This is a genomic window from Mucilaginibacter sp. (assembly GCF_028288105.1).
GTDB lineage: Bacteria > Bacteroidota > Bacteroidia > Sphingobacteriales > Sphingobacteriaceae > Mucilaginibacter.
Map to the genome: position 1 here is coordinate 1 of NZ_JAQBOI010000136.1, position 12,202 is coordinate 12,202.

The 12,202-nt window shown below is 40.1% G+C and carries 10 protein-coding genes and 1 tRNA gene; 6 read left to right on the forward strand and 5 right to left on the reverse strand.

Annotated features, from left to right (window positions below):
- Positions 1-327: 327 nt before the first annotated feature.
- Entirely contained in the window at positions 328-1,473 is a 1,146-nt protein-coding gene (locus tag JWQ85_RS09380) for a hypothetical protein (protein WP_299467236.1), read from the forward strand.
- Between the two features lie 412 nt (positions 1,474-1,885).
- Positions 1,886-2,305, forward strand: a complete 420-nt coding sequence (locus JWQ85_RS09385; RefSeq protein ID WP_299467238.1) for a hypothetical protein — start codon at positions 1,886-1,888, stop codon at positions 2,303-2,305.
- Positions 2,306-2,584: 279 nt separating this feature from the next.
- Here JWQ85_RS09385 and JWQ85_RS09390 read toward each other — a convergent pair whose 3' ends face one another.
- Positions 2,585-3,799: a threonine synthase gene (locus JWQ85_RS09390; protein ID WP_299467240.1), complete on the reverse strand. Its 1,215-nt coding sequence runs from the start codon at positions 3,797-3,799 to the stop codon at positions 2,585-2,587.
- 112 nt (positions 3,800-3,911) lie between these two features.
- Between JWQ85_RS09390 and JWQ85_RS09395 the strand changes: the two genes are divergently transcribed.
- The 3 genes from JWQ85_RS09395 (at position 3,912) to JWQ85_RS09405 (ending at position 5,617) form a co-directional block, all read left to right on the forward strand.
- Entirely contained in the window at positions 3,912-4,346 is a 435-nt protein-coding gene (locus tag JWQ85_RS09395; RefSeq protein WP_299467242.1) for a hypothetical protein, read from the forward strand.
- Between the two features lie 49 nt (positions 4,347-4,395).
- Positions 4,396-4,620: a hypothetical protein gene (locus tag JWQ85_RS09400; protein WP_299467243.1), complete on the forward strand. Its 225-nt coding sequence runs from the start codon at positions 4,396-4,398 to the stop codon at positions 4,618-4,620.
- A 133-nt stretch (positions 4,621-4,753) separates the two neighbouring features.
- Positions 4,754-5,617, forward strand: a complete 864-nt coding sequence (locus JWQ85_RS09405) for a flagellar motor protein MotB (protein WP_299467245.1) — start codon at positions 4,754-4,756, stop codon at positions 5,615-5,617.
- A 137-nt stretch (positions 5,618-5,754) separates the two neighbouring features.
- Here the strand turns inward: JWQ85_RS09405 and JWQ85_RS09410 are convergent, their stop codons facing one another.
- The 4 genes from JWQ85_RS09410 to JWQ85_RS09425 form a co-directional block, all read right to left on the reverse strand.
- Positions 5,755-6,915 carry an acyltransferase gene (locus JWQ85_RS09410; protein ID WP_299467247.1) on the reverse strand — a complete coding sequence of 387 codons (1,161 nt, stop codon included), beginning with the start codon at positions 6,913-6,915 and terminating at the stop codon, positions 5,755-5,757.
- Between the two features lie 410 nt (positions 6,916-7,325).
- A tRNA-Pro gene (locus JWQ85_RS09415) sits at positions 7,326-7,399 on the reverse strand.
- Positions 7,400-7,466: 67 nt separating this feature from the next.
- Complete coding sequence (locus tag JWQ85_RS09420) at positions 7,467-8,147, reverse strand: response regulator transcription factor (RefSeq protein ID WP_299467249.1); 681 nt, start codon at positions 8,145-8,147, stop codon at positions 7,467-7,469.
- A 59-nt stretch (positions 8,148-8,206) separates the two neighbouring features.
- Positions 8,207-9,466, reverse strand: coding sequence for an MFS transporter (locus tag JWQ85_RS09425; protein WP_299467251.1), 1,260 nt, complete (start codon positions 9,464-9,466; stop codon positions 8,207-8,209).
- Between the two features lie 203 nt (positions 9,467-9,669).
- Here JWQ85_RS09425 and JWQ85_RS09430 point away from each other — a divergent pair.
- A partial coding sequence (locus JWQ85_RS09430; protein WP_299467253.1) for a DUF4175 family protein occupies positions 9,670-12,202 on the forward strand: 2,533 nt, incomplete at its 3' end.

Sequence of the window (12,202 nt, forward strand, 5' to 3'; positions counted from 1 at the left end):
TTATTTCCTGCTGATTGGCAGATAAATCATTTTCTGAAGCCATAATTGTCCTTCCGTTAGTTGGTTGATGTATACAGGTACAAAAATGCAGCCAATAAGTTGATTAAGAAGGGCGTAAACGCGACAAATTAAGGGGTATAAGGAGACAAACCGGGTATTAATTCCGGGTTGTGCTTAAGAAAAGAAACTGGCAATTATATATCAATTGGGACAAGGGATTTTACTGGACGTTTGACTTTTATAGATTTTCTTTGCATTAGAGGCTTTACAAAGTCATTTCCTGAATAGTGGGTTCGATTCCCATCATCTCCACAAAACTAGAAGCCTTTGGATGAATATCTGAAGGCTTCTAGTTTAGATAATATCTTATCTTTATCTAAAATAACGATTTTGAAACACTCCATATTTCTTATTCTCTTTTATGTTGCAATTTCTGCAACTGCCCGAGCACAGTCTAATTTCTCTGTTGTAGACAAATTTAATTTAGATGGGTATTCCATAAATGTAATTTTTAAAGACCCATTTAAGAAGCTAATAGAAAAATATCCAGACTTTGATAGCAAGGATAACAAAACAAAAAACGATTTGCTCTCTTATGCTCTTCACAATGACACCCTTTATATTTTTCAATTAATCAAGAACGGTAATCTCCTAAAAAGCTATGCATTAATTGGAAACCCTGAAAAGGCAAAGATGCCTGCTTATTTTAATTTACATGTGCAGAACTCCAATCGAGAAATCGAAAAAAATATTGACAAGGTTAATATTCGAGGTGCTTTTTTCGAACATATGTCTATTTTTCAGACTGAGAAAGGCAAGGAGGTAGTTGGTAAAATAATTCAGATATGGGGATACTATGTGCCCATAGAGCCCTATAAGAAGTTAAAAAGCGCTGTTGTTGAATTGATAAAAATGGATTTAACCAATAACATTTCTTCAGATCTGTTATATAAAAAAATAGAACCAATTGAGCCCCTATATGATTATCAGAAATGGGCGTTGGCAAATGTCCGTAAGCGTACAATTACAACTACAGTTTTTGCATACGATAGTCTTGGCCAAGTCAAAAACAAATATCCAAGAACAGAAATTGATACAGCCATTTATTTAGCATCAACAAGTAAGCAAATTGGAGATGTAACTAATTTTCCCATTTTTTCGGTTAAGGATACCACTATTGTGAATGGTAATCGTACTCAGATTAAAAGTACATTAGAAAATATAAAACATTATTTAAAGGATATTGAGGTAGTATTCGATCCTGGAACTAAGCAAGCCCAAAATATTCATGGTAAGTTGATCATTCACGGTTACACGGCTAAGGGCCATTCAACCTATGATGAACTTTACCTTGCCGAATTCTCGACTGTAGGCAAGTATGCTCTTCCAACAACTGTTAAATATACAGCATTAGATGACAAAAAATTTGCACTGCCAAGAATTGTCATTAAAATTGAATATGAGTTAAAATAAAGGCATAATGGAAGTGCAAAATACCTAAAGTCAACAATAAGAGTTTGAAATATGTCTCGCCCGAGATATTTGAAATCATCCTTCTTAATCTAAAATATCAATAATTAACTGCAAATCTTCCAAAAAAGAGTTTGAAATTGGTGTCTTTGAGACCACTCGTAAATTTTCTGACTGGGGATGAAGCAAATGGGATGGGCAAGGAGTTATAGGGCACAGTAGAGATTGACGAAACGTACGTAGGTGGCGCAACCAAAAACAAAAGCAATAAAAAACGTTTGGGACTGAGAAGTACAAAGAAAAGGTGAAGTTTGAGGGTACTTTAGAGCAGATGATTAATATTGCTGTAAATACTAAACTAAAAAAAGAAGAAAAGTAATATCTATATTAAGCCTCCATAAACCGAGGCTTTTTTGTGGTTATAAAATTAATACATCAGCACTTTGATCGAAGAGATTATGATAGCCACTCTGAATTTAGAAGCGATATTGCTACGCACCTTAAAATTATATTAGTTGGTAAATCCGTTATAAACGACGATACTGGCCTATCTATAGCCTTTAATAAGGCCGGGATAGAAAAAATGGTTTCAAAAATAGGTGGCATTAAGTCTTTTGCTTTGTGTAACCTTCAACCTATTTTAAAAAACGCAACTTTTGTAGAGCAACAGCACGATAAGAAAAATAGAACATTTATTCTATCAGTGCTTTTGTTTAAAGTTATGGTTGAAATCAAAGACAGCGAATATGAAGTATGGTGTTATGTAAGACACCAAAACGATGGGCATTTTTTATATTCTTTAAATATAAACGCACAAAAAAACGCCTTAGGCTGATAGTGCGGTACAAATTCTTAATCCCCCATTTCAGGTAATCAGTATTCTCGCCAAATGGACACAGCTTAAAGCGTCATTACAAATATATCTAAAAATAATGCCAAAACACAACCACAGTGCTAAAATAATTCGTCTTTTGTGCTAACAACTGTAGCTTTTATAGGTGAAAAGTATCCTCATAAAGTTAGCATGCCTTTTTTCAAAAATGGTTTTAACAGAAATAGCCACCTATTTTTCTTGTCCCAACTGATATATAGTTACCAAGAACTTAATACCTGTTTAGATCTCGATATTCTCGAGGTATTTGTATCCGCTGCCTGTATTCACCAATACAATGGTTTCGCCGGATTGTATCCATCCGGATAGTTTGAGTTTTTTGTAGGCCTGCCATAACGCTGCGCCCTCTGGTGCAATCAGCATCCCTTCGTGGCGGGCAATTTCTTTTACCGCGGTGTTCATTTCGCTATCGCTGATTGATAACGCTATTCCTTTGCTATCGCGAAGCACTTTTAAGATCACCTTATCAGCAAATGATTTTGGCACGCGCAAGCCGTTGGCAATGGTAAAGCCTCCATCAACAAATTCGGCGTTGTTATGGCCGCCGTTAAACGCGGTAACTATGCCATTGCAGCTTTCGGATTGTACAGCCACCATGCGCGGGCGCTTGCTGCCTATCCAGCCTAATTGTTCCAGTTCGTCAAACGCTTTCCAGATACCGATAAGCCCGGTGCCGCCGCCTGTTGGGTATAATACCACATCTGGCAGTTGCCAGTTAAACTGCTCGGCAATTTCAAAGCCCATCGTTTTTTTGCCCTCCAGCCGGTAGGGCTCTTTTAGTGTCGAGATCTGGAACCAGCCTTTTTCTTCGGCTCCTTCTGCTACCAATTTACCGCAATCGGCAATATTGCCATCAATCTCTACCAGTTGCGCACCATACAAGCGGCATTCATCTTTAAAAACCTGTGGGGTAAGTTTTGGCATGTAAACAACCGCTTTTATACCCCCTCTGGCTGCATAAGCGGCTAAGGCCCCGCCCGCATTGCCGGCGGTTGGTGTGGCAATAACTTGTATGCCCAGCTCTTTCGCTTTTGATACTGCCATGCCTATTCCCCGGGCTTTGAATGATCCGGTTGGGTTACCCGCTTCATTCTTCCAGAAAACCTCATTGCCCTCGGTAAACTGTTTAAGGTTTTGTATGGGTATAATAGGGGTAAAGCCTTCACCCATAGTAACAATGTTTTCAGGGTCGATAACCGGCAGCAGTTCCCGGTAACGCCACATACTTGCAGGGCGGTCTTTCAGAATAGCTTTATCAAGGAGTTGGTTCAGATCGTACTGTGCAAATAATGTGCTTTTGCAATCATCATTGGCGCAAAAAGTATTTATTAACGATGCGTCGTACTCTGCACCGCATCCCGGGCATTTTAAATTTATCAATAATGAACCTGTCCCTGTCGCAATATCGTTTACCATAACCTTTAATCTCTTTTTCAATTATTTAACCTCACCCACATTCCATGTAGGCCTTGCGGTGTCCTGTGCCACTAACTATACTTAATGTGGCAAGGTATCAACTCCGATATTCATCCGCAAATTTTTAGCGATAATGTTACCCGAAGTAAATTCATACCTTTATGTATTGAATAAGCAAGGGCTACATATCAGTACTAAATGCAAAGCAAAAAAAGGCATTCTTTTTTTGGCCTTGTTGCTTAGCCTGTTTACATTTTCGGGGGCGGCAAAAATCGCGCAGCAAAACAGCCTGCTTACACAATCTGAACTGGTTTTGCCAAACGGACACATTGCCAGAAGATCCATAAGTTATAAAAGCGCGGCTCATCAGCTCTATAAAATTCAAGATCCATTTTTAAGCAGTGAAAATACTTTTGCTGCTACTCTGATTGTTTTTGACCGGTTTGTTGCCACGCAGCACCTGCATTTAATTAGCCTTGCCATACCCAATAGGCAAATAGTTTTCCGAAGTTACACGAACACTCCTCACGCTACAGAACCGGCGCAGCAGCCACACTACAGGGCATAAGCCCCAACCCAACAATTACTGGTTTAGTTTTAACGGCCTGGTATGCTATATGCGTAACGGGCGCTTATTTGTATGGATGAAAAGGTTCAAAAAGATACTGAGGCTTTGCGGGCTGGTGTTGTTTTTATTATTAGCGGCCGGGGGAGTGTCGCTTACAGGTATTGCACCCGTGCCGCCTAAAAACCGCAGGATGATTAACACCGAAACGGTTATAGACATGGAGAAGGATGATGAGCAAGAGCAGGAATCGCCAGCTGATGAGGCTTTTTATTAACAGAATGAATAAACGTATCGTTCGTAAGCCATACGTTTAATGATAAATGGGGTGGCTCCTTGTCCATTTAAAACTTTCTGCTCTATCTCTGGTTAAGTGATTAACAATTAATTTTTTAACCAAATTTATATTTATGAAACTCAAAATATTTATGCCGATGCTTTTTATTGTAGCAATAGCAGCCTCGAGTTGTGTAAGCAATAAAAAATACAAAGAACTGCAAGCCAATTACGATAAACTGGATAGTAACACCCGCGAAATGCGTGGCAGATATCTGCTTACCGAAAGAAACTTTGCAGTAGCAACCGACAGGATAAAAAGCCTTGATGAACAATTATCATCAGAACGGGCCAATAACAAACAATTACAATCTGCCCTTGACAAATGTTTAACCTCGAGCGGCCAGGGTAATGTTAACATCTCTAAACTGGTTGACGAGATAAACAGCTCTAACAAGTACATTCAGCAATTAGTGAATGCCAAAAACAAAAGCGATTCGCTTAACATGGTGTTAACTAACAATTTGACCAGATCATTAAGTCAGCAGGAAATGCAGGATGTTGATGTGCAGGTATTAAAAGGCGTTGTTTATATTTCGCTATCGGATAACATGCTGTACAAATCTGGCAGTTACGAAATTTCTGATAAAGCGGGGCAAACCCTTACCAAAATTGCCAAGATCATTAAAGATTACAATACCTATGATGTGCTGATTGAAGGTAATACCGATAATGTTCCTATTTCACAAAAGAACATTCGCAATAACTGGGATTTGAGCGCATTAAGGGCATCTTCTGTGGTGCAGGCATTGCAAAACAATTACCAGGTTGACCCCAAACGCTTAACCGCAGGTGGCCGTGGTGAGTATAACCCTATAGCTGATAATAATACCGCAGCCGGTAAACTAAAAAACAGGCGTACACAAATTATCATCACACCTAAGCTGGATCAGTTTATGGACCTGATAGGAAAAGCTCCTGAGAAACCAACACAATAATAAAATAGTACTTATGTGAAAAGGCCGGCTCATTTGAGCCGGCCTTTTTTTTGTTTTATTAATTTTAATTGTCCGGATGGGGGATTATCCTTTCAAGCTTCCTCCTTCAAAGGTACAGTCTGAACATCTCTATAAAGCTATATGGGATTCTTATTTGAACTTAATTCCAACCTAACACCCCTGGTAGACTGCATGTACTCCACCTCTCTTTTTGGTTTTCTAAAGGTGTATAGCCACCATAAATTATACTTTAAACAAAAGTTATAAAAGAATACAGGCAGCACAATACCAGAAGACCAAACTAAAAGAATAAGTGTTGGTGCATGGCCAATATGTAAAATGCTGCCGAAAAAGATGCGGGCAAAATTCATTACGATCATCTGCATACAGTATATGAACAAGGAATGATACCCTACTATTCTTATCCACGTAAAAAGTTGATGTTTTTGAAGTAAGAAAGAAAAGTTGATGGATATTGCGCATCCAACCAATGCTTCAATCAGGAAAAAGAATGGCATTTTCCGCTCTACAAAATTGTTCCCGTGAGCACTTGGCCTTAGGTTTATTTCGGTAAAATAATATTGGATAATTAAAAAAAGCACCAGTAAGGGGACAAATATTTTCCACGATGAAAATCGTTGTATGTTCTTTTCATCCAGCATTACCGTTGAAATAAGATCGCCCAGGGCGAAAAATATATAGTATCCAAAAACATCAGTTAAAAAGCCTGCGGACAGATCATTAATATGGATATACGCAGATATCGAAAAAAGAATTAGACCCAATATTACCTGTAACCAAGGTTTCAGCTTAAACACCGATCTCAAAAAGGCGTAAATCACCCCGATGCAAAACAAGGCGTTGAGGTACCAGAAATGCCCCGTATCACGCGGATCAGTGAGCAATTTAAGATATTTTGAAGGGCCTACCCTATGATCAATGGTTAATTGTGTAAACCGTGCGGCTATGATCTGAAATGTGATCTCAATAATGCCCCATACAAGCAAGGGGTATAAAATATTATTTGTACGGTTACTTATATAATTGCCAAGCCCCTTTTTATTAAGGCTTCTGCCAACAAGCAGTCCTGATACTATAAAGAACAACGGCATCCGGAAGCCATAAAAAAATGTCCCAATGTAGTTGAAAAACGGATAACTGCTTAAATCCAGCCCGTGGCCTTGCAAGGTGGCAAGAGCATGCCCATACCCAACCAGAAGAATACTAATGCCTTTATCGTAGTCGATCCAAAGCCACCTTTTTTCATTTAATATAAATTTTGAGTTAAAAGGATCCATAGGCATTTTTATTTATTGTGTGGCGCCATATAACTGGTTTTCAGTGTTTAAAGATAACATGGACACCTTGAATAAGCAAACAAAGGTGAAAAGTGTGAAATCTGGCACAAAAAATTACACACTTTAGCTTAAGGGCAGCTACACAATATGTTGGTGTTGCCTGTGGAATGGGTTGAATGCTGGCATGCTCCCGGCGACTTAGCAGCCTTTTGCGTACGTGTAAATAAGCCTACTAATATGAGTGATAACTTTTATATGTTAGGAGAAACAAGTGGAAGCATTAAGATAGCTGGAACGAATGAGGATTTGCCACTTTATGAAAGTATAGTTAAATACACTTAATATTATTAAGGGATATAAATGCAAAAAGCATATCCAATTGGTTAATAAACCTTTCAAATATGCTCAAGTCGGGATGGCGGGATTCGAACCCACGACCTCCAGCACCCCATGCTGACGCGATACCGGGCTACGCTACATCCCGAAGTTGGGTTACAAATATAATAACTGGCATAAAAAATAAAAAGGTTCCCCGTGGAACTATTTTATCACTAAATTAAATCAAACGCTCGTGCATACTGCATCAGTTCGTAGGTGCTGGCGTTTAGTTTTTGTTTAATATTCTTCCTATGGGTTTCGGCAGTGGTAACAGAAATGAATAACTCTTTCGCTATTTCTGCAGCGCTTTTGCCTAATGCTATCTGGGTGAGTACTTCTTTTTCGCGCTTGGTTAGTTTGGAGTAGCTCTTAAAGTTCCGGCGTAAAAAATTGTTCTCTTCCAGTAGCCGTTCTGCTTTAGCTGTCATATGGTGCATAGCATCAATAGGTATAGAAATGGTTATGGTTAAACTTGGTTTACCGGCATCATCACGCATGAATATCTTTGTGCTTGATAGGTGCCAGCTCCAATCATCGTTACCAGGAAACTTTACCTGCTGAAAAAAAGAAAGGGATTCATCATCGTTGTTCCTTTCCAGCAACCCCATAATCTTCGGTACATAATCTTCCGCGTCTTCGCGGTTAAAGTATCGGTTATGATACTCATCGTATGAAATAGAACATATTTCCTCCATTGTGGTACCCAATTGGCGCAGGCCCCTTTCAGACATGTAAACCACTACTCTTTCTTTCAGATCATGCACAATAACAACACAGGGCAAGTGGTCAAGCGTTATTATGTGTTCTTCAATTTTACCCCTTAATTCCGCGGGGAGGTTAATTTCGTAAAGCATCCCCTAAAATAAGAGTAAAAAACGTTTCCGCAACCCGTTATTTCACGGTTTATATTGGGTTAAACCGCCTGCAAATGCGGTTCTTCAACCGCCATTACGTTATGTCGCTGTTTCAGTTTTTCTTTTCGCAAATAACGCATGTGCAGCACCCCAATGAGCAGGGCGGCTATTCCTTCGCACAAAATAGTATCAGGCGCGCCTATCCATTTAGATACCGAGCCAACTAATAAACCACCAATAGGCTGCAGCCCGAAAAAGGCCATAGCGTAAAAGCTTATTACGCGCCCCCGCATTCCGGGTTCTACGGTAGTTTGTATAAGTGTATTGCTTATCGTGATCTGCGACATCATCCCGAAACCGGCAATCGTAGCAAATACTAACGCCAGTGCATATGTGTTTTCATGCGAGAATAACACCAAACCAACCCCAAATATCAGCGTGTTAACGCTTAGTATCTTTTTTAGATTATTCCCGGCCTTTAACGATGCCAAAAATATTGCCCCGCTAAATGCGCCAAGGCCAATTACGCTGTCAATAACGCCAAACGTAGTGGCATTGCCTTTAAACACCTCGCTGGCGTAGTAGGGTATCAGTGTGCTAAAAGGGAGTACCAGCAAACTAATAAGCCCCAACATTAATATCACATAGGAAATAGATGGCGTAGCTTTAAGGTAAGCAAAGCCCTCTTTTAGCTCGCCGAATACATTTTTCACGTGTGCCGTTTTTACATATTTAGGTAACCGCATCATTAACAGCGAACCTATTACGGCTATAAAGCTTGCCGCGTTTAGTGCGAAGCAGGCGCCGTCGCCCCAGTATTCTAAGATAAAGCCGGCAATACCAGGCCCAATTAACCGCGAAAGGTTTACCATAGATGAATTGAGCGCCAGTGCATTGGGCAGGTCCTTTTTGTCCCCAATCATTTCGTATACCAATGATTGCCTTGCCGGTACATCAAACGCGTTGATGATTCCCAGCACAACACTTAACGTCAATATTTCCCAAACAGCATAGTGTTTCATTAATATCAATATGGCCAGCAGGGTTGCCTGTATCATAGATGCTACCTGTGTGGTAAGCAATACCCGGTAACGGTTATACCTGTCAGATACCACTCCCCCAAAAAGCGATAATAAAAACGATGGAAACTGACTGGCGAAAAGCGTGAGGCCCAGCATGAAGGTAGAGTGCGTAAGGGTGTAGATTACCCAGCTTACAGCTGTTTTTTGCATCCAGGTACCAATTAGGGAAATGGATTGCCCGGCAAAATATAAACGATAATTACGGCTGTTGAATGCTTTAAACGTGGTGATATTCATTGTATACTTACTCAACGACAAAAATCAATCTGGAATTGTTTTTTACTGCTTTGTAATAATTAATTTACGGTACCCTGTCATTCACAGGTCAAACATTACCCGTTCTCTTTGTTTTCGACCCAAATTAAGTGGAAAACACCCTTTATGCATATTAATTAATGTATTAATTTCGTTTATTGCGTATGTTGGTAGCTTAACTCAATATGACCTCCGCCGAAAATTATAATTTGTTGATAGAAAAGATCAACACCTTCATCCGTAAGTATCATTATAATAACCTGTTACGCGGGCTGATATTTTTAGGTGCGGGCTTATTTTCTGCTTATGTTGTTATCACATTGAGCGAATATTTTGGCAATTTTAATACCCTGCTGCGTACCATTCTTTTTTACTTTTTCATACTGCTTAATTTAGGGTTGATAGTTTGGCTGGTTTTGCCCCCGCTTTTAGCGCAATTAAAATTGGGTAAAACGTTAACGCATGACCAGGCAGCAGAAATCATTGGCCGGCACTTTAACGATGTACACGATAAGTTGCTGAATACCCTGCAGCTAAAAAAACAAGCCACAGAGAACGCAGAACACCGCGAGCTGATAGAGGCCAGCATCAACCAAAAAATAGAAACATTAAGGCCTATAAGTTTCCCATCAGCCGTAAACATTCGTGAAAATAGCAAGTACCTGAAGTGGGTTATCCAGCCCGCGGCTGTTATTTGCATTATTGCTTTCGCGGCGCCATCGGTATTAACAGAAAGTACCAAAAGGCTTATTCACCATAACGAATATTTTGCACCGGTTGCACCTTTCCAGTTTGTGCTGCTGAATAAAAATTTATCTGCAGTGCAGGGCGAAGATTATAAGCTTGATTTGAAACTAACAGGCGATAAGTTACCCGGCGACGTTTATGTGGAAACAGCCAATACCACCTTTAAACTTGATAAAGATAATATCAGCAGGTTTCATTACCTGTTTACCAATTTGCAGCAAAATACAACGTTCAGGCTATCTGGAAATGGGTTTACATCTGTACCTTACCAGATAAAAGTTAACCTGAAACCCGTTCTGCTGCATTTTGATGCCGAACTGAATTACCCTGCCTATCTCCACAAAAAAAATGAGACGGTAGCCAATGCCGGCGACTTAACCCTGCCCTCAGGAACAACCGTTAACTGGAAATTTCACACACAAAATACTACAGCGCTCTTGTTTAAAATAGATGGCAGCAATAAAACGATCCAACCATCTAATGATGACCTGTTTGAACACCACGAACGGATCTTAAAAAGTACGGCGTATAATGTTAGTCCGCTAAATAATGCGGTTAAGCGCAGCGATTCGGCCAGCTATCGTATTAATGTAGTAGATGATGAAGCGCCGGCCATTGAGGTGCAGGAGAAACCCGATTCGGTAAGTATGAAAGCCTTTTACTTTAATGGCCGCATACAAGATGATCATGGTTTTTCATCACTAACATTCCACTACAAAACCGTTGGCAAGGGTGCCGAGCGCCCGGTTACCAAAGCGGTAAAGGCAGATCTGGCAGCTACGCAATCAGATTTCTTTTATTTTTGGAATTTGAAAGAGCTGGGCATAAAACCCGGCGATGCGGTTGTTTATTATTTTGAGGTTGCAGATAACGATGGTGTTGCCGGCCCTAAAACAGCACGCACACCCGAGCGTACATTAAACCTACCCGATGCTGCCCAATTAGCCGAGGAATTAAATGCCGGCTCGCAGGCGGTGAAAGAGAAAATGCAATCGGCAGTGAACCTGGCCGCGCAGATAGAGAAAAGCGCGCAGAAGTTAAATCAGTCATTATTAGATAAAAACAATCTTTCTTTCGATGAGAAAAAACAGGTAGAAGAGCTGCTGCAAAAACGCAAGGACCTGGAAGATCTGGTAAAAGATATACAAGACGATAATAAAAAGAACCTGTACAACCGGCAAGAAAACCAAAAGCAGACACAGGAGCTGATGGATCTGCAGAAGCAGATAGAAAACCTGTTTAACAATGTGCTAGATGATAAAACCAAAGAATTACTGCAAAAACTGCAGCAATTACTCCAGGAAAATCAAAAAGATAGCACCCGCGATGAGTTGTCTAATATGCAAATGGACAATAAATCGCTAAAGAAAGAACTTGACCGGATCCTGGAATTGTACAAGAAGCTTGATTTTGAACAAAAGCTTAATCAAAATATCAATCAGTTAAACCAACTGTCTGAAGACCAGAAAAAGCTGGCCGACCAAACCCAAAAAGCCGGTAATAGCGATAAGGACCTGCAGCAGCAGCAAAAGCTTAACGAGCAATTTGATAACATCAAAAAATCGTTAGATGACCTGCAAAAAGAAAATGAGAAAAATGGCAACAAGCAGGATTTCAAAAATCCGGAAAACGAAAAACAGGCCATTGACGAGCAAATGAACAAAAGTTCGGACGCGTTAAAAAAGAATGAACGCCAGCAGGCATCAAAATCGCAGCAGCAGGCGGCCCAGCAAATGAAGCAGCTTGCAGATAAAATGCAAAGCGATGAGGCCGAGGGGCAAGAAAGCCAAAACGCTGTTGATGCCCGGCAATTGCGCGAGTTATTAAAATCGTTGGTGAACAGCTCGTTTACGCAAGAAAAAATCATGCAATCGTTGCGGGTTACTAACCCCACCGACCCTGCTTACGTGACATTGGCACAAAAGCAAAAAGATGTTAAAGATAATTTAAAAACTGCCGAAGATAGCTTAT